This is a genomic window from Saccharothrix sp. 6-C, assembly GCF_016695385.1.
GTDB lineage: Bacteria > Actinomycetota > Actinomycetes > Mycobacteriales > Pseudonocardiaceae > Actinosynnema > Actinosynnema texasense.
In genome coordinates this window covers 4,288,817-4,313,112 of the sequence record NZ_CP064192.1, presented here as the reverse complement: position 1 = coordinate 4,313,112, position 24,296 = coordinate 4,288,817, and the positions used below count along the sequence as shown (strand labels likewise).

Genomic DNA, 24,296 nt, shown 5'->3' with positions numbered 1-24,296 from the left:
GCCGCCGGCGGTGGGGAATCCGTGCCGTACGACCGTCGAGGTGGACTCGGTCGTACGGCACGGTTCACTCCACCCAGTGACGATCGCCGCCCGGCCAGGTATTGACAGCGTGCCCACCGGCCGTGTTGCGCCGCAAAGCGGTCACGCACCGTCGTCGCCCTGCACGATCGGGGGGTGAGGTAGCCCTACCCTCGTTGTGGTTTTAGCGCCATGTTCCCGCCGCGCCGGCCGCCATAGCGTGGAGGCACGTGCCACAGGGAGGGCTCATGAGCGTGACGCTGGCAAGCGAGCAGGTCGGGTGCGGTCGGGCGCGGGTGGCTCCCGGACGTGCGGCCGTGTCGAGGTTGTCCGGGGTCGGCAAGCAGTTCGGCGACCGGGTCGTGCTGCGCGACGTCGACCTGGTGGTGCCCGCCGGGGCCGTGGTCGGCGTGGTCGGCGGCCCGGGGAGCGGGAAGACGACGGTCGCCTGCCTGGCGGCCGGGTTGCTGCCGCCCGACGAAGGGGTGGTGGAACTGGTCGGGCGCGACCCGTGGGACGGGGGCCGCCGGCCGGTCGTCGGGCTGGTGCCCGACCGCGTGCCGGTGAGCGACCGGCTGACGTGCCGCGAGGTGCTGCTGCACGTGGCGCTGTTCCGGGGTTTCCCGCCCGTCGTGGCCGCGCGGCGGGTGGACTCGCTGCTGGCGGTGTGCCAACTCGCCGACAGCGCGGGCGTGGTGGTGGCGGAGTGCACCGCCGGGCAGCGGCTGCTGGTGCGGTTGGCCGCGACGCTGCTGGGCGAACCCCGGCTGCTGGTCCTCGACGACGCGCTCGACGTCGACCGCTGGGCCCTCGACGTGGTCCGGGCGGTGTCGCGCGAGTTCGTCGCGACCGGCGGCGGGGTGCTCTGCGTGGTCGGCCAGGCTTGGCAGGCGGCGTGGTGCGACGTGCGGCTGGAGCTGGCGCCGCCCGCGCTGCGCCCCCTGGACGAGCGGCCCCGTCGCCGGTGAGCCGGGTGAGGTGGCGGTGCGGGTCACCCTGACGAACCCGGTGTCGGCGACGGTCGACCGGCACGGCCGGCTGCTGCTGACGGTGTCCGGGACCGGCGCCCGGCACGTGCTCGACGCACCGCAGACCGCGATGTGGATCGCGTTGTGGCAGCACGGCGGCGACGTGGACCGGGCGGGCGACGCGCTGGCCCGCAGCTGGGACGACGACCCCGGTCGGGTCCGCGCCGACCTGCGCCGGTGGGCCGCCCACCTGTGCGCGATCGGGCTGGCGGCGGGCGCCTGACCGCGAGGCGGCTCACCTCGGCGCCGCCACGAGCCGCGACGTGATCAGCGCGTCGACCGCGTCGACGTGCCCGGTCAGGAAGAAGTGGCCGCCGGGGAACACCTCCCGGGTGAACGGCCCGGTGGTGCACGCCGCCCAGCCCGCCGCCTCCTCCGGGGTCACCTTGGGGTCCGCGTCGCCGACGAGCGCGGTCACCGGGCACGTCAGCGGCTCGCCCGGCACGTGCTCGTAGTCCTCCACCGCCTGGTAGTCCACCCGCAGCGCGGCCAGCGCCAGGTCCAGCAGCTCCCGGTCCAGCAACCGGAGGTCGGTGCCGCCCAGCGCGTCCAGCTCGCGCAGCAGGTCCGCGTCCGGTTTGGTGTGCAGCACCTCGCCCCGGTGCGTCGCCGGTGGTCTGCGGGAGGAGGCGAACAACGCCACCGGGGTCACGCCGTGCCCCCGCAGCAGCCGCGCCGCCTCGTAGGCCACGGTCGCGCCCATGCTGTGCCCGAACAGCGCGATCGGCCGGTCCGCCAGCGGCAGCAGGTCGGCCACGACGCCCGCGGCCAAGCCGGTGATCGACGGCACGGGCGGTTCCCCGCGCCGGTCCTGCCGCGCCGGGTACTGCGCCGCCAGCACGTCCAGGTGCGGCGCGTGCCTGCGGGCCAACGGCGCGAACCAGGTGGCCGAGCCGCCCGCGTGCGGCAGGCAGACCAGGCGGGTGGGCGCGTCGGCCGTCGGCTGGAACCGGCGCAACCAGGTCCCCGTCGCCGCCGTCACCGCGAGGGCTCCCGCCGTGCCATGGAGCCTCCTCGATCGGTGGGCCGGGCACGTCCGACCCTGCCGGTGCGCCGACCGGCCCGACAACCCCTATCGCACCCCGGGCGGAATAGGGGCCGTCGTCGTCAGGGGTGGGTGACCGGGGCGTCCCGCGCGGCCTCGTCGTCCTCGGCCGGCGCGACGGCGGAGGCGGTCTCCGGGAACCGGACGTCCAGGCGGTCGGTGATGGCCCGGACCGCCGAGAGCAGGTCCGACGCGGTCGGCATCGCGGTCGGGTCGATGAGGCTCTGCACGGTCAGCCCCATCATCACGGCCAGCAGGAACGACCCGGCCGCCAGCCGGGTCGGGTCCTCCTCGCCCCCGTCCGGCACCGCCAAGCCGCCCAGCGACGGGCGGGCGCGGCGGTAGGTCGTGGCCAGGCGCTCGCGCAGCTCGGGCATCCGCTCGGCCAGGGCGAAGGCCTCCAGACCGGCCACCCACAGCGGCCGGTGGCTGGTGAACGACTCCAGCACGCCCGCCCACATGGCTTCCAGCCGGTCCGCCACGGTGCCGTCCGAGCCGGCCGCGGCCATGACCCGGTCGATCTCGGTGCCCCACTCCTCGAACGCGGCGACCAGGGCCGCGCTGAGCAGGGCGTCCTTCGACCCGAAGTGGTAACCGATGGACGCCAGGTTGGTGTTCGAGGCGGCGACGATGTCGCGAGCCGTCGTACTTGCGTAGCCGCGCTCGTAGAGGCACTGCTTAGCCCCGGTGAGCAATTGTTCCCGGTGACCCATCAGGTGATCCTAGCCGATCACCAAACCCCTGTTCATACAAATGTCGTATACAAACGTATAGATCCTGGGTAGTGTCACCGCATGACTCCCGGCCCACGTGCAGGAAGGCGCGAGTGGTGGGGACTGGTCGTCCTCGTGCTCGTCACCGTGATCATCAGCATGGACATGACCGTGCTGTCCTACGCCCTGCCGTTCATCAGCGCCGAGCAGGCGCCGACGAGCAGCCAGCTGCTCTGGATCACCGACATCTACGCCTTCGTGCTGTCCGGGCTGCTGATCCCGATGGGCACGCTCGGCGACCGGATCGGACGGCGGAAGCTGCTGATCATCGGGGCCGCGCTGTTCGGCGTCGCCTCCGCCGCGTCGGCCTACGCCGCCACCCCCGAGGCGCTGATCGGCACCCGGGCGTTGATGGGCGCGGCGGGAGCCACGCTCATGCCCTCCACCATGTCGTTGATCCGGACCATGTTCCGCGACGAGGGCCAGCGCCGGGCCGCCATCGGCATCTGGGCCTCGGGCTTCTCCGCCGGCGGGGCCATCGGGCTGCTGGTCGGCGGCGGCCTGCTCCAGTCGTTCCACTGGGGCTCCGTGTTCCTGATCAACCTGCCGATCATGCTGGTGCTGGTGGTGCTCGCACCGCTGCTGCTGCCCGAGTACCGCAACCCGCGGGCGGGCCGGTTCGACCTGCTCAGCACCCTGTTGGTGTTCGTCGCCGTGCTGCCGGTGGTCTGGGGCATCAAGGAGTGCGCCGAGGGCGGCGCCTCCACGCCCGCGCTGGTCGCGGTCGTCGTGGGACTGCTGTTCGTGCCGATCTTCGTCTGGCGGCAGCGCGGGCTCGACGACCCGATGGTCGACGTGCGGCTGTTCCGCAAGGCGGCGTTCTCCGCGGCGCTGGTCACCAGCCTGCTGACCAACTTCGCGCTCGTCGGGTTCCTCTTCTTCACCAGCCAGTACCTCCAGCTGGTGCTGGGGCTGCGGCCGTTCGAGGCCGGGCTGTGGTCGCTGCCGCAGGTGTTCACCGCCGCGATCGGCGCCGCGGTGCTCGCACCCGCGCTGGCCGCGAGGTTCCGGCACGCCGTCGTGATCGTGATCGGGTTGCTCGTCGGCGGCTGCGGTTTCCTGCTGATGACCCGGGTCGGCGTCGACCACGGGCTGGCCGAGGCCGTGATCGGCCAGGCGCTCAGCGCGCTGGGCATGGCGATGGTGCTCACCCTGACCGCCGAACTGGTGGTGACCAACGCGCCACCGGAACGGGCGGGCGCGGCGTCGGGCCTGTCCGAGACCGGCAGCCAGCTGGGCGGCGCGCTCGGTGTCGCGCTGCTGGGCAGCCTGGGCGCGTTCGTCTACCGCTCGGGGTTGGCCGACGTGGACGCGCCGGCCGACGCCGTCGCCGCGGCCCGGGAGACCCTCGGCTCGGCGCTGGAAGCCGCCGGGCGACTGCCCACCGCCGCGGGGGACCTGCTGGCCGGGGCCGCGCGGTCGGCGTTCGTGGACGAGGTGCACGCCTCGGCCTACGCCGTGACCGGCACGCTGCTGGTCACCGCCGTGGTCGCGTTCGCCCTGCTGCGCAAGGTCGCCCGCCCGACGCCACCGCCCGCCACGCCGCCGGGGCGGAACACCGAGGACGACGACCCGGCCGCCGCGGTCGAGCAGGAACCCGGCGCGCAGAAGGCCGCCAAGCAGGATGCCGAGCCCGAGGACACGGTCCCGGTCTGAGCCCCGCTTCCTCCCCACGACGACCCCGGCCACCCGGTCGGGGTCGTCGTCGTCGTGCGGCCCGGTCGATCGGGGTGGCCCCACCGGCAGCAGGGGGACGCACCCGCCCCTAGGGGGACGCTAAGGGAGGCTAGGGGTGGGTGCGCCCAAGGGGCGTCCGTAGCGTCAGGGCGGCTGAGCGAGCCGGAAAAGCGCAGGCGAAAAGGGCTTCGCACGGCGACGGGATCCCGCGGGGGCGGTCTCGTGGAGGCGTCGCTCATCCCAATTCCGCGGTGGTGTGCCGCGACCGGTCGGTGCGGCCGGGCGACGGTCCTGGAGGCGTGCGTGGAGAACGAGGAAAAGCTCCTGGGTTACCTCAAGCGGGCCACGGCGGACCTGCGGGAGGCGCGGCGCAGGCTGCGCGAGGCCGAGCGGCGGGACCACGACCCGATCGCCGTGGTCGGGATCGGCTGCCGGTTCCCCGGCGGGGTCACCGGCCCGGACGAGCTGTGGGACCTGGTCGCCGGCGGCGTGGACGCCGTGTCCGACTTCCCCGCCGACCGGGGCTGGGACGTCGACGCGCTCTACGACCCGGACCCGGACCGCCGCGGCCACACCTACGCGCGCACAGGCGGCTTCCTGCACGACGCCGCCGACTTCGACGCGGAGTTCTTCGGCATCTCGCCGCGCGAGGCCACCGCGATGGACCCCCAGCAACGGCTGCTGCTGGAGGTCGCGTGGGAGGCGCTGGAGCACGCGGGCATCGCGCCGACCTCGCTCAAGGGCAGCCGCACGGGTGTCTACGCGGGCCTGATGTACCACGAGTACTCGTCCCGCGTCGCCGTGGTGCCCGAGGAGTTCGAGGGTTTCATCGGCAACGGCAACGCGGGCAGCGTGTTCTCCGGCCGGGTCGCCTACACCCTCGGGTTGGAAGGCCCCGCGGTCACCGTGGACACCGCGTGCTCGTCCTCGCTGGTGGCGCTGCACCTGGCGGTCACCGCGCTGCGCCGCGGCGAGTGCTCGCTGGCCCTCGCGGGCGGTGTCACCGTCATGCCCTCGCCCGAGACCTTCGTGGACTTCTCCCGGCAGCGCGGCCTGTCGCCCGACGGCCGGTGCAAGCCGTTCTCCGACGCCGCCGACGGCACCGGCTGGGCCGAGGGCGCGGCGCTGCTGGTCGTCGAACGGCTGTCCGACGCGCGACGGCACGGCCACCCGGTGCTGGCCGTGGTCAAGGGGACCGCGGTGAACCAGGACGGCGCGTCCAACGGGCTGACCGCGCCGAACGGCCCGTCGCAGCAGCGGGTGATCCGCGCGGCGCTCGCCAACGCGGGCCTGTCGCCCGAGCACGTGGACGTGCTGGAGGCGCACGGCACCGGCACGACGCTGGGCGACCCGATCGAGGCGCAGGCGGTGCTCGCCACCTACGGCCAGAACCGGGAGCACCCGCTGTTCCTCGGCTCGGTCAAGTCGAACCTGGGCCACACGCAGGCGGCGGCGGGCGCGGCCGGCGTGATCAAGGCGATCATGGCGATGCGGCACGGTCAGGTGCCGCCCACCCTGCACGTGGGCACGCCGTCGTCCCACGTGGACTGGACGGCCGGCGACGTGCGGCTGCCGGTCGAGGCGCTGAACTGGCCGGACACCGGCCGCCCGCGCCGGGCGGGCGTGTCGTCGTTCGGGATCAGCGGCACCAACGCGCACGTCGTGCTGGAGCAGGCGCCACCGGTCGAGGAGACGGGGGACGAACCCGTCGCCCCGGCGGCGGTCGACACCGCCGTCGTGCCGTGGCTGCTGTCGGCCCGGACGCCCGAAGCGCTGTCCGCCCAGGTGCGGCGGCTGCGCGAGGCCCTGCGGGACCAGCGTGCGGGCGATGTCGGGTTCTCCCTGGCGACCGGTCGCGCGCACCTGGAGCACCGGCTCGCGGTCGTGGGCAGCGACACCGCCGAGCTGGTGGCGGCGCTCGCCGACTCGGCCGTGCGTGGCCGGGTCACCCCGGGCAAGGTGGCGTTCTTGTTCACGGGTCAGGGTTCGCAGCGGGTGGGCATGGGTCGTGGGTTGTCCGGCGCGTTCCCGGTGTTCCGGGAGGCGTTCGCCGAGGTGTGCGCGGTGATGGATCCGTTGTTGTCGCGGTCGTTGGCCGAGGTGGTGGATGACGAGGTGTTGCATCGGACGGAGTTCGCGCAGCCTGGGTTGTTCGCGTTCGAGGTGGCGTTGTTCCGGTTGTTGGAGTCGTGGGGGGTTCGGCCGGATTTGGTGGCGGGTCATTCGATCGGTGAGTTCGCGGCGGCGTATGTGGCTGGGGTGTTCTCCCTGGAGGACGCGTGTTCGTTGGTGGTGGCGCGTGGTCGGTTGATGGGGGAGTTGCCGTCGGGCGGGGTGATGGTGGCGGTGGAGGCTGCGGAGTCCGAGGTGGTGCCGTTGTTGGTGGACGGGGTGGATGTCGCGGCGGTGAACGGTCCGTCGTCGGTGGTGTTGTCGGGGGTGGCGACGGCGGTCGAGTCGGTGGTGGCGCGGCTGGTCGGCAAGCGCACCAAGCGGTTGGTGGTGAGCCACGCGTTCCACTCGCCGTTGATGGAGCCGATGCTGGAGGAGTTCCGGCGGGTCGCGGAGAAGGTCGAGTACCGCGCGCCGGCGCTGCCGTTCGCCTCGGCGCTGACCGGTGAGCTCGTCACCGACCGGATCGCCTCGGCCGACTACTGGGTGCGGCACGTGCGCGACACCGTGCGCTTCCACGACGTCCTGGACCTGCTGGCCGCACAAGGGGTCTCGCGGTTCGTGGAGGTGGGCCCGGACGCCGTGCTCGCCGGCCTGGCCGCCGACGCGGGCGTGGCCGTGCCGACGCAGCGCCGTGGCCGCGACGAGGTGGTGTCGCTGACCGCGGCGGTCGCGGCGGCGTTCACCCACGGGGTCGAGGTCGACTGGCGGGCGTTCTTCGCCGGCCGTGACGCGCGCGTCACGCCTCTGCCCACCTACGCCTTCCAGCGCCGCCGGTACTGGCTGGAGTCGGCCGACGCCGGCGGCGACGCCACGTCCTTCGGCCTGGTCGCCGGCGGCCACCCGCTGCTGTCCGCCGTCGTGGAGGACCCGGCGACCGGCTCCGTGGTGCTCACCGGACGGCTCTCCGGCGCGGGCCACCCCTGGGTGCTCGACCACGCGGTGCACGGCACGGTCCTGGTGCCCGGCACCGGGTTGCTGGAACTGGCGGTGCGCGCGGGCGACCAGGTCGGCTGCGACACCGTCGAGGAACTGACCCTCGAAGCGCCGCTGGTGGTGCCGGCGGACGGCGCGCTCGCGCTGCGCGTCACGGCGGGCGGCGCGGACGAGGACGGGCGGCGCACCGTGACCGTCCACTCCCGACCCGAGGGCCGCGACGAGCCGTGGACCCGACATGCCTCCGGTGTGCTCGACACGTCGGCGGGCACACCCGGGTCGCTGACCGAGTGGCCGCCGCCGGGCGCCGAAGCCGTCGACCTGACCGGGTTCTACGACCGGCTGGCGGAGTCGGGTTACGGCTACGGCGAGGTGTTCCGGGGTCTGCGCGCGCTGTGGCGGAGACCGGACGGCGAACTGTTCGCCCACGCGGCCCTGCCGGAGTCCGCGCACCGCGACGCCGCCCGGTTCGGCCTGCACCCGGCGCTGCTGGACGCCGCCCTGCACGCCAACCTCGCCGACGGTTCGGAAGAGCGCACCCCGCTGCCGTTCGCCTGGAACGACGTGGTGCTGCACGCCTCCGGCGCGACGGAGCTGCGCATCCACGTGCGGCCCGAGGGCGAGGACCGGCTGTCGGTGGTCGTGGCGGACGGCGCGGGCGCGCCGGTGGCCACGATCGGCCGGCTGGTCGCCCGCCCGGTGACCGCCGAGCAGTTGGCGCCCCGCCGCGCCGACTCGCTGTTCCGGGTCCGCTGGACGCCCGCGACCACCGGGTCGGCGGCCACACCGGGCGAAGGGGCCTGGGCGGCGCTGGGCGACGTGCCCGCGCCCGCCTTCCGCTACGCCGACCTGGCCGCGCTGCGCGCCGCGGTGGACAGCGGCGCCGCGGTGCCCGATGTCGTGCTGGCACCAGTGCGGCCCGGCGACGTGACCGGTGACGTCCCCGCCCAGGCGCGAGCCGCTACTCACGACGCGCTCGCGTTGTTGCGGGCGTGGCTGGACGACGAACGGCTGGCCGCGTCCCGCCTGGTCGTGCTGACCCGCCACGACGACCTCACCCAGGCGCCGCTGCGGGGTCTGCTGCGCGCGGCGCAGGCCGAGCACCCCGGCCGGTTCACCGTCGTCGACCTGGCCGACGGCGGCGAGGACCTGCTCGCGGTCGCCATCGGCACCGGCGAACCCGAGGTCGCGGTGCGCGGCGGCCAGGTGCTGACGCCCCGGCTGGCGCGCGTGGCACCCGTCGAAGGTCCGGCGCCGTGGCGCGCGGACGGCACCGTCCTCATCACCGGCGGCACCGGGGGCGTGGGCGGGCTGCTGGCCCGCCACCTCGTCGCCGACCACGGGGTGACCCGGCTGCTGATCACGAGCCGGCGCGGCCCGGACGCGCCCGGCGCGGCGGAACTGCGCGCCGACCTGGTCGCGGCCGGCGCGGACGTGGTGATCGAGGCCTGCGACACCGCCGACGCCGACGCCGTGGGCGCGCTGCTGGCCGGGATACCGGCGCGGCACCCGCTGACCGCCGTCGTGCACGCGGCGGGTGTCGCCGACAACGCGCTGCTCACCGACCTCACCCCGGACCAGGTGGACGCCGTGCTGCGGGCCAAGGTCGACGCCGCCTGGCACCTGCACCGGCAGACCACCGGCCTGGCCGCGTTCGTGCTCGTCTCCTCGTCCGCCGCCGTCGTGGCGGGCGCGGGGCAGGCCAACTACGCCGCCGCCAACGCCTTCCTCGACGCCCTCGCCGAGCACCGGCACGCGGCCGGCCTGCCCGCCACCTCGCTGGCGTACGGCCTGTGGTCGGGCACCGGGATGGGCGCCCGCCTCGACGCCGCGGACCTGCGCCGGCTGGACCGGCTCGGGCTGCCCGCCCTGTCGCCGGAGGAGGGCGTGGCGTTGTTCGACGCCGCGCTGGCCGCGGGCGGCCCGGCGGTCGTGCCGATGCGGGTCGACCCGCGGGCCCTGGCGGCACGGTCCGACGACCTGCCCGCCGTGCTGCGCGACCTGGTCCGCGCCACCGTCCGCCGCACCACGCCCGCCGCGTCCGGCGCGGACGCCCGCGCGCTGGCCGACCGGCTCGCCGACCTGTCCCCGGTGGAGCGCGACCAGGTGGTGCTGGACCTGGTGCGCACGCACACGGCGTCCGTCCTCGGGCACCGCGACCTGGACGAGGTGCCGCCCACGCGCGCGTTCACGGAACTCGGCTTCGACTCGCTCGTGGCCGTCGAGCTGCGCAACCTGCTCGCCGCGGCGACCGGGCTGCGGCTGCCCGCCACCCTGGTGTTCGACCACCCGACGCCGCTGGCGCTCGCCCACGCCCTCCTGGCCGACCTCACCGGCGACCAGGACGACGCCAAGGCGGTGCTCGCCGAGGTCGACCGGCTGGAGGCCGCGCTCGCGGTCGTCACCGGGGCGGACGTGCCCCGGGTGACCGCGAGGCTGGAGGCGCTGCTGCGCACCTGGCACGACGCACGCGGCGCGTCCGGCGACGACGACGCGCCCGCCGACCTGGGCGGCGCCACCGACGAAGAGCTGTTCGCGGTCCTGGACAGCGAACTCGGCATCTCCTGACCGGCAGCCCGCACCTCCGCAGACCCGTTGAAGAGGGTGGACCCACACCGATGGCGAACGACGACAGGCTCCGCGACTACCTGAAGCGGGCCACCGCGGACCTCCAGCAGGCCCGCAGGCGCGTGCGCGACTTGGAGGCCCGGCAGCAGGAGCCGATCGCGATCGTGTCGATGGCGTGCCGCTACCCCGGCGGCGTCCGGTCGCCGGAGGACCTGTGGGAGCTGGTCGTCGGCGGCGTGGACGCGATCACCGGGTTCCCGACCGACCGCGGCTGGGACGTCGACGGGCTGTACGACCCGGAACCCGGCACGCCCGGCAAGACCTACGCCCGCGAAGGCGGCTTCCTGCACGACGTGGCGGAGTTCGACCCGGTGTTCTTCGGGATGAGCCCCCGGGACGCCCTGGAGACCGATCCCCAGCAGCGGCTGCTGCTGGAGGTGGCCTGGGAGGCGTTCGAGCGGGCCGGCATCCCGCCGTCCTCCGTGCGGGGCACCTCCACCGGGGTGTTCACCGGCTTGATGCACCACGACTACGCCGACAGCACCACGTCCGGCAGCATCGCCTCCGGCCGCGTCGCCTACACGTTCGGGCTGGAAGGGCCCGCGGTCACCGTGGACACGGCGTGCTCGTCGTCGTCGGTGGCGATCCACCTGGCGTCCGAGGCGTTGCGCCGCGGCGAGTGCTCGCTGGCGCTCGCGGGCGGTGTCGCGGTGATGGCGACGCCCCAGCTGTTCGTCGAGTTCTCCCGGCAGCGCGCGCTGTCCCCCGACGGCCGCTGCCGCTCGTTCGGCCGGGGCGCGAACGGCGCGGCCTGGTCGGAGGGCGCGGGGTTGCTGGTGCTGGAGCGGCTGTCCGACGCGCGGCGCAACGGGCACCCGGTGCTGGCCGTGGTGCGCGGCTCGGCCATGAACCAGGACGGCGCGTCCAACGGGCTGACCGCGCCGAACGGCCCGGCGCAGCAGCGGGTGATCCGGGCCGCCCTGGCCGACGCGCGGCTCTCGCCCGCACAGGTCGACGCGGTGGAGGCGCACGGCACGGGCACCACGCTCGGTGACCCGATCGAGGCGCAGGCGTTGCTGGCCACCTACGGCCAGGAGCGCGAGCACCCGCTGTGGCTGGGCTCGGTGAAGTCCAACATCGGCCACCCGCAGGCGGCGGCGGGCGTCGCCGGCGTGATCAAGGTCGTCATGGCGATGCGCCACGGCCTGCTGCCCCGGACCCTGCACGCCGACGAGCCCACCGACCAGGTCGACTGGTCGGCCGGGAACGTGGCGCTGCTGACCGAGGCACGCCCGTGGCCCGCGTCCGACCGGCCGCGCCGCGCGGGCATCTCGTCGTTCGGCATCTCCGGCACGAACGTGCACACCGTGATCGAGGAAGCCCCGGTCGAGGAGCCGGCCCCGGAGCCGGTCGACGACGCGGAGCCGCCCGTGCGGCTGTGGTCGGTGTCCGGCCGGTCGGTCGACGACCTCGCCGCCCAGGCCGCCCGGCTGGCGGCGTTCGCCGTCGCCGACCCGGCGTCCGACGTGGACATCGCCTACTCGCTCGGCGTGACGCGGGACGCCTTGGAGCACCGCGCGGTGGTGGTGGGGTCGACGAGGGACGACCTGGTGGCGGGGCTGCGCTCGGTCGCGGCCGGTGAGCGGGTCGCCGGAGTGGAAGCGGGAGTGGTGCGGTCGGGCCTGACCGCCTTCTTGTTCACGGGTCAGGGTTCGCAGCGGGTGGGCATGGGTCGTGGGTTGTCCGGCGCGTTCCCGGTGTTCCGGGAGGCGTTCGCCGAGGTGTGCGCGGTGATGGATCCGTTGTTGTCGCGGTCGTTGGCCGAGGTGGTGGATGACGAGGTGTTGCATCGGACGGAGTTCGCGCAGCCTGGGTTGTTCGCGTTCGAGGTGGCGTTGTTCCGGTTGTTGGAGTCGTGGGGGGTTCGGCCGGATTTGGTGGCGGGTCATTCGATCGGTGAGTTCGCGGCGGCGTATGTGGCGGGGGTGTTCTCCCTGCAGGACGCGTGTTCGTTGGTGGTGGCACGCGGTCGGTTGATGGGGGAGTTGCCCTCGGACGGGGCGATGGTGGCGGTGGAGGCCGCGGAGGCCGAGGTGGTGCCGCTGTTGGTGGTCGGGGTGGACATCGCGGCGGTGAACGGTCCGTCGTCGGTGGTGTTGTCCGGCTCCAAGGCCGGTGTCGAGGCGGTGGTTTCCCGGCTGGGTGATCGGCGCACCAAGCGGTTGGTGGTGAGCCACGCGTTCCACTCGCCGCTGATGGAGCCGATGCTGGAGGAGTTCCGGCGGATCGCGGAGAAGGTCGAGTACCGCGCGCCCGGGTTCCCGGTCGTGTCGACGCTGACCGGCGCGCCGGCCGAGGACGGCGACCTGACGACCGCCGACTACTGGGTGCGGCACGCGCGCCGCGCGGTGCGCTTCCACGCGGCGGTGGAGGCACTGGTCTCGCGCGGCGTCACCAGGTTCCTGGAGGTCGGACCCGCCGGTGTGCTCACCGGCATGGCCCGGTCGTTCGCGGAACCCGACGCGGTCGTGCTCGCCGCAGCCCAGCGCGAGGACCGCGAGGAGGTGGCGGCGTTCGCAGCGGCCGTCGCCCGGTTGCACGTCCACGGCGCGTCGCCGGACTGGAGCGCGGTGCACCCCGGCGGTGAGCGGGTGGAGCTGCCCACGCACGTGTTCCGCCGCCGGCGGTACTGGCTGGAGTCGACCGTCGTGCCGGCCCGCGAGGCCGCCACCTCCGCGACCGTCGCCGAGGACGCCGAGTTCTGGACGGCCGTCGCCGAGGCGAACCTGGCCGAGCTGCTGGGCCTGGACGGCGAGGACGTGGCCCGGGTGCAGCCCGCGCTGGCCTCGTGGCGGGCACGCGGCCGGGAACGCGCGGAACTCGACGGGTGGCGTTACCGGGTGCGGTGGCAGCCGACCGCCGGCGGGTCCGGCGCGCCGTTGACCGGGCGGTGGCTGGTGCTGTCCGGCGCGGGCGAACCACGCGCGGCGGCGGTGGCCGAACGGCTCGCGGCCCGCGGCGCGGACGTGCTGACCCTGCCGGTGGACGCCGGTCGAACCGAGCTGGCCGACCGGTGGCGGGAGTTGACGGCGCTGTCGGGCGTGGTGCTGCTGACCGCGCTGGACGACACCCCGCACCCGGTGCACGGGACGATCACCGAGGGCGTGGCGCGGACCGTCCTGGCCGTGCAGGCGTTGGGCGACGCGCAGGTCACCGCGCCCACCTGGCTCGTCACCTCGGGCGCGGTGGCCGCGGACCGGGGCGAGGAGATCACCTCCGCCGCCCAGGGGTCGCTGCTCGGCCTGGCCGGCGTGCTCGCCCTGGACCACCCGCTGACCTGGGGCGGGTTCGCCGACCTGCCCGTCGAGTGGGACGGCGCGCTGCTCGACCGGCTGGTGGACGTGCTGGCCGACCGGGCGGAGGACCAGGTGGCGGTCCGAGCCGCGGGCGTCCTCGGCCGCCGGCTCGTGCGGGCGCCGCTGGCCGGTGCGCCGAAGCGCGCCTGGGCGCCGCGCGGGACGGCCCTGGTCACCGGCGGCACCGGCGGGGTCGGCGCGCACGTGGCGCGGTGGCTCGCGGATCGGGGCGCACGGCACCTCGTGCTGGTGGGTCGGCGCGGCGCGGACACCCCCGGCGCGCGGGAGCTGGCCGCCGAGCTGGAGGCCCTCGGCACGACCGTGACGCTGGCCGCGTGCGACGTGGCGGACCGGGACGCGGTGGCGGCGCTGGTCGCCGACCTGCCGCCGGACGGTCCGCTCACCGTCGTGCACGCGGCGGGCGTGCTGCCGGCCGAAGCCCGCCTGGCCGACCTGGACCTCGCCGACTTCGCGGCCGCGGGCCGGGCGAAGGTCGCCGGCGCGCGGCACCTCGACGACCTGCTCGCGGACCGTGAGCTGGACGCGTTCGTGCTGTTCTCCTCCGGCGCGGCGGTGTGGGGCTCGGCCGGTCAACCGGGCTACGGCACCGCCAACGCCCACCTGGACGCCTTCGCCCACCAGCGCCGCCGGCGCGGCCTGCCGGTCACCTCCGTCGCCTGGGGCACCTGGGGCGGCGGCGGCATGGTCGACGAGGACGCGCTGGGCGACGAGCTGCGCAAGCACGGCATACCGCCGATGGACCCCGCGTCGGCGGTGGCCGCCCTCCAGCAGGCCCTCGACCACGACGAGCACCACCTGGTGGTGGCGCACCTGGACTGGGCGCGGTTCGCGCCCACCTACAGCGCCGCCCGCGCCCGCCCCCTGCTGCACGACCTGCCGGAGGTGCGGGAGCTGCTGGGCCTGGACCGGGCGGCCGACGCGCCGCACGGGTCCGCGCTCGCCGGGCGGCTCGCCGCGCTGCCCGAGGCCGAGCGGCGCCGCGCCCTCACCGACCTGGTGCGCGACCACGTCGCGGCCGTGCTCGGCTACGACGACGCCTCGGCGGTGGAGCCCGGCCGCGCGTTCGGCGACCTCGGGTTCGACTCGCTGACCGCCGTGGAGCTGCGCGACCGGCTCGGTGAGGCGGTCGGCACGCGGCTGCCCGCGACGCTGGTGTTCGACCACCCGACGCCGGTGGCGCTGGCCCGGTTCCTGGACGTCGAGCTGGTCGGTGACGAGCCGGCCGCGGTCGGTCCCGCGCCCGCCGCGGTCGGCGACGACCCGATCGCGATCGTGTCGATGGCGTGCCGCTACCCCGGTGGCGTCCGGTCGCCGGAAGAGCTGTGGGAGCTGGTCGTCGGCGGCGTGGACGCGATCACCGGGTTCCCGACCGACCGCGGCTGGGACACCAGCGCGCTCTACGACGCCGACCCCGCCGCACCCGGCACCAGCTACGTCCGCGAGGGCGGGTTCCTGCACGACGCGGCGCTGTTCGACCCCGGCTTCTTCGGCATCTCGCCGCGCGAGGCGACCGCGATGGACCCGCAGCAGCGGGTGCTGCTGGAACTGACCTGGGAGGCGCTGGAACGCGCCGGGGTGACCCCGGAGTCGTTGCGCGGCGGGCAGGTCGGCGTGTTCGCCGGCACCGGCGGCCAGGACTACGCCGACCTGCTGGACCACGCGCCCGAGGGCGTCGAGGGCTACCTGGCGACCGCCACGTCCTCCGCGGTGCTGTCGGGCCGCGTCTCCTACACGTTCGGGTTCGAGGGGCCGTCGTTGTCGGTGGACACGGCGTGCTCCTCGTCGTTGGTGGCGATCCACCTGGCGGCGCAGGCGTTGCGCAACGGCGAGTGCTCGCTGGCGCTCGCGGGCGGCGTGCTCGTCATGGCCACCCCGGCTCCGTTCGTCGCCTTCTCCCGCCAACGCGGGCTCGCGCCGGACGGCCGCTGCAAGCCGTTCTCCGACCGCGCCGACGGCACGGGCTGGTCCGAGGGCGCGGGGCTGCTGGTGCTGGAACGGCTCTCGGACGCGCGACGGCACGGTCACGAGGTGCTGGCCCTGGTCAAGGGTTCGGCGGTGAACCAGGACGGCGCGTCGAACGGGCTGACCGCGCCGAACGGCCCGTCGCAGCAGCGGGTGATCCGCGCGGCGCTCGCCAACGCCGGGCTCACGCCCGCCGACGTGGACGCGGTGGAAGCCCACGGCACGGGCACCACCTTGGGTGACCCGATCGAGGCGCAGGCGTTGCTCGCCGCCTACGGCCGCGACCGGGACCGGCCGCTGCTCATCGGCTCGATCAAGTCGAACATCGGCCACGCCCAGGCGGCGGCGGGCGCGGCGGGCGTGATCAAGTCCGTGCTGGCGCTGCGGCACGAGCTGCTGCCGAAGACGCTGCACGTCGACGAGCCCTCCCGGCACGTGGACTGGACGTCCGGTCGGGTGGAGCTGCTGACCGCCGCCGTGCCGTGGCCCGCCCGGGACACCCCGCGCCGCATCGGGGTCTCGTCGTTCGGCGTGAGCGGCACCAACGCGCACGTGATCATCGAAGAGGTGGCGGCGCCCACGCCCACCCCGGTCGAGCCCGCCGTGGTGGCGACCGACGTGGTGGCCTGGCCGCTGTCCGCGCGCGGCCCCGAGGCGTTGCGGGCGCAGGCCGACCGGCTCGCCGCGGCGGCCGCCGACCTGCGCCCGGTCGACGTGGCGTGGTCGCTGGGCGCCACCCGCGCGGCGCTGGAGGACCGGGCGGTCGTGGTCGGCGCGTCCACCGAGGAGCTGATCGCCGGGCTGCGCGCCCTGGACGGCCGCGACACCGCCGTCGGCGGACCGACCGCGTTCCTGTTCACCGGTCAGGGATCGCAGCGCATCGGCATGGGCCGGCGGCTGCACGCGGCGTTCCCGGTGTTCCGGGAGGCGTTCGACGCCGCGGTGGCCGCGCTGGACGGCGAGCTGGGCACGTCGCTGACCGAGGTGGTGTTCGGCGAGGACCAGGCGGTCCTCGACCGCACGGGGTTCAGCCAGCCGGCGCTGTTCGCGTTCGAGGTGGCGTTGTTCCGGCTGCTGACCGACTGGGGCGTGACCCCGGACTTCCTGGCGGGCCACTCGATCGGCGAGATCGCCGCCGCGCACGTCGCCGGGGTGTTCGGGCTCGCGGACGCCGCCCGGCTGGTGGTGGCGCGCGGCCGGTTGATGCAGGCGCTGCCCGAGGGCGGCGCGATGGTCGCGGTCGAGGCCACGGAGGACGAGGTGCGACCGCTGCTGACGGGCGCGGTCGGGCTCGCGGCGGTCAACGGACCGACCTCCGTGGTGGTCTCCGGCGCGGCGGCGGACGTCGAGGCGGTGGTGGCCGCGCTGGGCGATCGGCGGACCAAGCGGCTGCCGGTCAGCCACGCGTTCCACTCGCCCCTGGTGGAGCCGATGCTCGCCGACTTCCGGCGGGTGCTGGCCGGGATCCCGTTCGCCCCGCCGGCCATCCCGGTCGTCTCGACGCTGACCGGCGCGCCGGCCGAGGGCGACGACCTGGTGACCGCCGACTACTGGGTGCGGCACGCGCGGGACGCCGTCCGGTTCCACGACGGTGTGACCGCGCTGGCCGCGCACGGCGTGCGCCGGTTCCTGGAAGTGGGCCCGGACGGCGTCCTCACGGGCACGGCCCGGGTCGACGGCGCGCTGATCGCCGCCCAGCGGCGCGACCGGGACGAGGTGGTGGCGCTGACCACCGCCGTGGGCCGGGTGTTCGCGACCGGCGGGCCGGTGGACTGGGGCCGCGTGCACGGCGGGCGCGGCGCGGTCCGGGTGGACCTGCCGACCTACGCCTTCCAGCGCACCCGGCACTGGATCGACGTGCCCGAGCGCTCCGCCGCGGGCACCGGGCAGGACGACGCGTTCTGGGCGGCCGTGGCGGACGGCGGGCCGGCCGACCTGGCCGCCGACCTCGCCGTGGACGAGGCGGCGCTGGCGCAGGTGGTGCCCGCGCTGTCGGCGTGGCGGGACCGGCTGCGCGAGCGGTCCGCGGTGGACTCCTGGCGGTACCGGGTGGAGTGGCGCTCGGTGCACCTGGCCGACCGCCGCCCCGAGGGGACGTGGGTGGTCGCCGGCCCGGACGACGAACGGGTCACCGCGGTAGCCGACGGCCTGGCCCGGCGCGGGGTGGCCGTGGTGCGCGTTCTCGACGACACCGACCGCGCCGTCGTGGCCGACCGCGTCGGCGGCCTGGAACCGGCGGGGGTGCTGGTGCTGTCGGCCCTGGACGACCGGCCGCACCCGCTGTCACCCGGACTGTCTCTCGGTGTCGCCGCGGCCGTCGCCACGGTGCAGGGCCTGGACGACGCGGGCGTGACCGCCCCCGTCTGGTTCGCCACGGTGGGCGCGGTCGCCGTCGACCGGTTCGACCGGCCCGGCGACCTGCGCCAGACGGCGTTGTGGGGCATCGGCACGGTGCTCGGGCTGGACCGGCCGCGCACGTGGGGCGGCGTGGTCGACCTGCCCGCCGACACGCCCGCCGCAGCCGGGGTGCTCGACCGGCTGGTGGCCGTGCTGACCGCCGGCGGGGAAGACCAGGTCGCCGTGCGCAGGTCCGGTGTGTTCGGCCGCCGGCTGGTCCGCGCGCCGCAGGGACCGGCGGTGCGCGAGTGGCGCCCGCGCGGGACCGTGCTCGTCACCGGCGGCACGGGTGGCGTCGGCGCGCACCTGGCCCGCTGGCTGGTCGACGGCGGCGCGGACCGCGTGGTGCTCGCCGGGCGGCGCGGCGCCGAGACCCCGGGAGTGACCGAGCTGCTGGCCGAACTCGGCGGACGCGCGGAGGCCGTGGCGTGCGACGTGGCCGACGACCGCGCGGTCGCCGGGCTGCTGGCCGCGCTGCCCGACCTGACCGCGGTGTTCCACGCGGCGGGCACCCTGATCCGGGAGTCCGGTGTGGACGAGCTGACCGAGGTCGACCTGGCCGAGTCCGGCCGGGCGAAGGTGGTCGGCGCCCTCAACCTGGACGCCGCGCTCGGCGACCGGGAGCTGGACGCGTTCGTGGTGTTCTCCTCGGGCGCGGCGGTGTGGGGCTCCGGCGGACAGGTCGGCTACGCGGCGTCGAACACGCTGGTGGACCAGCTGGTCCGGCACCGCCGGGCACGCGGGCTGGCCGGCACGTCGGTGGCCTGGGGCTCGTGGGCGGGCGGCGGCATGGCGGCGGGCGAGGAGGACCGGCTGACCAGGCTCGGCGTGGGCGTGATGGCGCCGGGCACCGCGATCGCCGCCCTGCAGGGCGTCCTGGACCGGGACGAGGCGCACACCGTCGTCGCCGACCTGGACTGGTCGGTGTTCGCGCCGACCTACGCGCTGTCGCGGCGGCGCCCGCTGCTGGACGCGGTCCCGGAGGCCCGCGCGGCGCTCGCCGAGGACACCGCGCCCGAGCGCTCCGGCGACGCCGACGACCTGGCCGCCCGGCTCGCCGGGCTCACCGAGGCGGACCAGCGGGACCTGCTGCTGGAACTCGTGCGCGAGCGCGTCGCGGGCGTGCTCGGCCACGGCGGGGCGGCCCTGGTCGCCGCCGAGCGGGCGTTCAGCGATCTCGGGTTCGACTCGCTGACGGCCGTGGAGCTGCGCAACGCGCTGGTCGCCGACACGGGTCTGCGGCTGCCCGCGACCCTGGTGTTCGACCACCCCACCCCGCTCGCGCTGGCCGAGGTGCTGCGCGGCGAACTCGCGCCGGACACCGCGCGGTCGGTGCTCGACGACCTCGACCGGCTGGAAGCCGCGTTCGGGGCGGGCCTGGACGACGACGTGCGCGCGCTGGTGGACCGGCGGCTGCGCGCCCTGCTCGGCGGCGGGCCGAACGGCACGAACGGCGCCGGCGAGGCGGTCGCGGCCTTGCTGGAGGACGGCAGCGACGACGACCTCTTCCGGTTCATCGACGACAAGCTGAGCAACTCGTGAACGGTGGTTCGATGTCCAACGAAGCGAAGCTCCGCGAGTACCTGCGCCGGGTGACGGCCGACCTCCACGAGACCGGTCGGCGGCTCGCGGAGGTGCGGGACCGCGCGGCGGAGCCGATCGCGGTGGTCGGACTCGGGTGCCGTTACCCCGGTGACGTGGCCACGCCCGAGGACTTGTGGGCGTTGCTGCGCGAAGGCCGTGACGTCACGTCCGACATGCCGGCCGACCGGGGCTGGGACGTGGACGCGCTCTACCACCCCGACCCGGAGCACGAGGGCACGACCTACGTGCGGCGCGGCGGGTTCCTGCACGACGCGCCGCTGTTCGACCCGGCGTTCTTCGGCATCAGCCCGCGCGAGGCCGCCGACATGGACCCGCAGCAGCGCGTGCTGCTGGAGACGTCGTGGGAGGCGCTGGAGCACGCCGGCATCAACCCGGCCGACCTCAAGGGCACGCGCACCGCCGTCTACGCGGGCGTCGTCTACCACGACTACCCCAACAGCTACGGCGCGGGCAGCATGGTCTCCGGCCGGGTGGCCTACCACCTCGGCCTGGAAGGTCCGGCGCTGACCGTCGACACGGGCTGCTCGTCCTCGCTGGTCGCGATCCACCTCGCGGTGCAGGCGCTGCGGTCCGGCCAGGTGTCGCTGGCGCTGGCCGGCGGCGCGACGGTGATCGCCACCCCGGCCACGTTCCTGGAGTTCTCCCGGCAGCGGGCGCTGGCGCCGGACGGCCGGTGCAAGTCGTTCGCGGCGGGCGCGGACGGCGCGGGCTGGTCCGAGGGCTCGGGCGTGGTCGTGCTGGAACGGCTGTCGGACGCCCTGAGGCTGGGGCACGAGGTGCTGGCCGTGGTGCGCGGTTCGGCGGTGAACCAGGACGGCGCGTCCAACGGCATCACCGCGCCCAACGGGCCGTCGCAGCAGCGGGTCATCCGCGCCGCGCTGGCCGACGCCCGCCTCGCGCCCGCCGACGTGGACGCGGTGGAGGCGCACGGCACCGGCACCCGGCTCGGCGACCCGATCGAGGCGCAGGCCGTGCTCGCCACCTACGGCCAGGACCGCGAGCGCCCGCTGTGGCTGGGCTCGCTGAAGTCCAACCTCGGCCACTCGCAGGCCGCGGCCGGCGTCGCGGGCGTGATCAAGATGGTGCTGGCGCTGCGCCACGGGCTGCTGCCGCGGACCCTGCACGTCACCGAGCCGTCCGCGGAGGTGGACTGGAGCGCGGGCGACGTGGCGCTGCTGACCGAGGAGCAGCCGTGGCCCGCCGGGGAACGGGTGCGGCGCGCGGGCGTGTCGTCGTTCGGCATCAGCGGCACCAACGCGCACGTGGTGCTGGAGCAGGCGCCCGACGTGCAGGCCGAGGAGCGCGAGCCGGCGCCGGGCGGCGTGGTGCCCTGGGTGCTCTCCGGGCACACCTCGGGCGCGTTGACCGCGCAGGCCGCCCGGCTGCGCGACCACCTGGCCGGCACGGACCTCCCCGCGCGGGACGTGGCGTGGTCGTTGGCGACCACCCGCGCCGCCCGCGAGCACCGGGCCGCGGTGCTGGGCCGCGACACCGCCGAGCTGGCCGCCGGGGTCTCCGCGCTCGCCGACGGCGTCCCCTCGGCCGCCGTGGTCACCGGCACGGCCGACGTCGAGGGCCGCACCGTCTTCGTCTACCCCGGGCAGGGCGCGCAGTGGGTCGGCATGGCCGCCGCGCTGCTGGAGGACTCGCCGGTGTTCGCCGCCCGGATGGCCGAGTGCGCGCGGGCGTTGTCGGCGTTCGTCGACTGGGACGTGGTCGCGGTGGCGCGCGGCGAGGAGGGCGCGCCCACGCTGGACCAGGTCGACGTGGTGCAGCCGGCGCTGTGGGCGGTCATGGTGTCGCTGACCGCGTTGTGGGCGCACCACGGCATCCGGCCGGACGCGGTGGTGGGCCACTCGCAGGGCGAGATCGCCGCCGCCGTCGTGGCCGGTCGGCTGTCGCTGGAGGACGGCGCCCGCGTCGTGGCGCTGCGCAGCCGGGCGATCCGGGAGCGGTTGGCCGGGCGCGGCGGGATGCTGTCCGTGGCGTTGTCGGCCGCCGGGGTGGCGCCGCACCTGGAGTCCTTCGGGAACCGGGTGTCGGTCGCGGCGGACAACGGCGCGTCGTCGGTCGTGGTGTCGGGCGACCCCGAGGCGTTGGCCGGCCTGGCCGGGCTGTTGACCTCGCTGGGCGTGCGGTCCAGGCGGGTCAACGTGGACTACGCCTCGCACTCGGCCCAGGTCGGCGACATCGAGCAGCGGCTGCTGGCCGACCTCGGCCCGGTGGGGCCCAGGGCCGGCGAGGTGCCGATGCTGTCCACCGTCACGGGGGAGTGGGTGGGCGGCGACGAGCTGGACGCCCGCTACTGGTACACCAACCTGCGTTCCACGGTCCGCTTCGCCGACGCGGTCCGGTCGCTGGCCGCGCAGGGGCACTCGGCGTTCGTCGAGATCAGCCCGCACCCGGTGCTCCTGCCGAGCGTGGGCGAGACCTTGGACGGTCGCGAGCAGCCCGTGGTGGCCGCCGGGACGTTGCGCCGTGACGAGGGCGGGTTCGACCGGTTCCTGCGGTCGGTCGCCGAACTGCACGTGCGCGGTGTGTCGCCGGACTTCGCGGCGCTGCTGCCGGGCGCGCGTCCCGTGCGGCTGCCGACCTACGCGTTCCAGCACCGGCACTTCTGGCTCACCGAGGAGCCGCGCGCGGCCGCCGACCCGGCCGACGAGGCGTTCTGGGCCGCGGTCGAGCACGGCGGCCTGCCCGCGCTCCCGGCCGACCTCGCCGTGGACGAGGACGCGCTGGGCCGGGTGCTGCCCGCCCTGTCGGCGTGGCGGGCACGGCTGCGCGAGAAGTCCACGGTGGACTCCTGGCGGTACCGGGTGCGGTGGCTGCCGGTGCCGGTCGGCGTCGGGCTGCCCGGCCGGTGGCTGGTGGTGGTGCCCGGAACGCCGCACGGGGACAAGCGGTGCCGGGCGGTGGTCGAGGGGTTCGAGGCGCGTGGCGCGCGGGTCGTGCCCGTCGAGGTGGACGAGGCGGATCGCGGCCTGATCGCCGCACGGCTGCGCACCGCGCTCGCCGGCGAGACCGTCGACGGGGTGCTGTCGCTGCTGGGCCTGGACGCCCGGCCGCACCCGCTGTTCGGCGCGCTGTCCCGGGGGGTGGCGGCCTCCGTCGCGCTGGTTCAGGCGTTGGACGACGCCGGGGTGACCGCGCCGCTGTGGTTCGGCACGTCGGCGGGTGTCGCGGTCGACGCCGCCGAACGGCTCGCCGACCGGTTCCAAGGCGCGCTGTGGGGCTTGGGCACGGTGCTCGGCCTGGACCGCCCCGACCGCTGGGGCGGCCTGGTGGACCTGCCCGCCGAGGTGTCCGACGACGTCGTGGCGCAGCTGCTGGGCGTGCTCACGGGTCCGGAGGACCAGGTGGCGCTGCGGGCGGGCGGCGCGCTGGCCCGCCGGCTGGCGCCCGCGCCCGCGTCACCCGGCCGCGACGTGTGGACACCGCGGGGGACCGTGCTGGTCACCGGCGGCACGGGCGGTGTCGGCGCGCACGTGGCCCGCTGGCTCGTGGCGGGTGGCGCGGAGCGCGTCGTGCTCACCGGGCGGCGCGGTCCCGACACGCCGGGCATCGCCGGGCTGCTCGCCGAACTCGACGGCCGCGCCGAGGCGGTGGCGTGCGACGTCGCGGACCGGGATGCGCTGGCCGCCCTGCTGGCGGACCTGCCGGACCTGACCGCGGTGTTCCACGCCGCGGGCGTGACCCACCTGGAGTCCGGTGTGGACGACGTCGGCGTGGCCGACTTCGCCGACGTCGGCCACGCGAAGGTGGTCGGCGCGCTGCACCTGGACGACCTGCTGGCCGACCGGGAGCTGGACGCGTTCGTGGTGTTCTCCTCGGGCGCGGCGGTGTGGGGCTCCGGCGGCCAGGTCGGCTACGCGGCGGCCAACGCGGTGCTCGACGCCATCGCGCACGACCGCCGCACCAGAGGGCTCGCGGCCACCTCGGTCGCGTGGGGCTCTTGGGGCGGCGACGGCATGGCGTCCGGCGAGGCGGGCGAGCACCTGGCCCGCCGGGGTGTGCGGACGATGGACCCGAAGCTCGCGCTGACCGCGCTGCAAGGCGTGCTCGACCGCGACGAGGCGCACACCGTCGTGGCCGACTTCGACTGGGCCGTCTTCGCGCCCACCTACGCGTCCGCCCGCCCGCGTCCGCTGCTGGACACCGTCCCGGCCGCGCGCGCCGCGCTCGCCCCCGCCGAGCCGACGTCCGACGGCGACGGGCTGGCCGCGCGGCTGGCCGGGCTGGCCGACGGCGAGCGCCGGGCCGTGCTGCTCGACGTGGTGCGCGGGCACGTGGCCGCCGTGCTCGGCTACGGCGACTCGACCGAGGTCGACGCGGCGCGGGCGTTCAAGGACCTGGGCTTCGACTCGGTGACGGCCGTCGAGCTGCGCAACGGGTTGGCCGCGGCGACCGGCGTGAGGCTGCCCGCGACCGTCGTGTTCGACCACCCGACACCGCAGGCGCTCGTCGCGGTGCTGCTCGCCGAACTCGTCGGCGACGACGCGGCGCCCGCCGACACGCTGCTGGCCGGGTTGGACCGCCTGGAGGTCGCCGTCGCGACCGCCGCGCCCGAGGAGATCGCGGCCGGCCACGTGACCACCCGCCTGCGGGCCCTGCTCGCGAAGCTGGAACAGGGCGGGGACACCGCGACGGTGGCGCAGCGCCTCGACTCGGCGTCCGCCGACGACGTCTTCGCCTTCATCGACCGCGAGCTCGGCATGGCCTGACCCTCTCCCGCGCGCCG

General features: G+C 75.7%; 6 protein-coding genes and 1 pseudogene. 5 read left to right on the top strand and 2 right to left on the bottom strand.

Translation table 11 applies throughout. From position 1 onward, the window contains the following. Positions 1-266: 266 nt before the first annotated feature. Together IOD16_RS18040 and IOD16_RS18035 are read left to right on the top strand one after the other, a co-directional pair. A complete protein-coding gene (locus IOD16_RS18040) occupies positions 267-986 on the top strand; it encodes an ATP-binding cassette domain-containing protein (protein ID WP_201440965.1) in 720 nt (239 codons plus the stop codon). A gap of 16 nt (positions 987-1,002) precedes the next feature. Beyond that, positions 1,003-1,269, top strand: coding sequence for a hypothetical protein (locus IOD16_RS18035; RefSeq protein ID WP_148088677.1), 267 nt, complete (start codon positions 1,003-1,005; stop codon positions 1,267-1,269). Positions 1,270-1,281: 12 nt separating this feature from the next. Here the strand turns inward: IOD16_RS18035 and IOD16_RS18030 are convergent, their stop codons facing one another. Both IOD16_RS18030 and IOD16_RS18025 read right to left on the bottom strand, forming a co-directional pair. Next, positions 1,282-2,028, bottom strand: a complete 747-nt coding sequence (locus IOD16_RS18030) for a thioesterase II family protein (RefSeq protein ID WP_123741795.1) — start codon at positions 2,026-2,028, stop codon at positions 1,282-1,284. A gap of 125 nt (positions 2,029-2,153) precedes the next feature. Beyond that, complete coding sequence (locus IOD16_RS18025) at positions 2,154-2,804, bottom strand: TetR/AcrR family transcriptional regulator (RefSeq protein WP_123741794.1); 651 nt, start codon at positions 2,802-2,804, stop codon at positions 2,154-2,156. Positions 2,805-2,885: 81 nt separating this feature from the next. Here IOD16_RS18025 and IOD16_RS18020 point away from each other — a divergent pair, with 81 nt between their 5' ends. The 3 genes and pseudogenes from IOD16_RS18020 to IOD16_RS41510 all read left to right on the top strand — a co-directional run. After that, positions 2,886-4,520, top strand: a complete 1,635-nt coding sequence (locus tag IOD16_RS18020) for an MFS transporter (protein WP_201440964.1) — start codon at positions 2,886-2,888, stop codon at positions 4,518-4,520. A gap of 264 nt (positions 4,521-4,784) precedes the next feature. Further along, positions 4,785-10,217, top strand: coding sequence for an SDR family NAD(P)-dependent oxidoreductase (locus IOD16_RS18015; RefSeq protein ID WP_442978125.1), 5,433 nt, complete (start codon positions 4,785-4,787; stop codon positions 10,215-10,217). Positions 10,218-10,279: 62 nt separating this feature from the next. Continuing rightward, positions 10,280-24,279: pseudogene (locus IOD16_RS41510) on the top strand (type I polyketide synthase); the annotation flags it as partial. Positions 24,280-24,296: the final 17 nt, after the last annotated feature.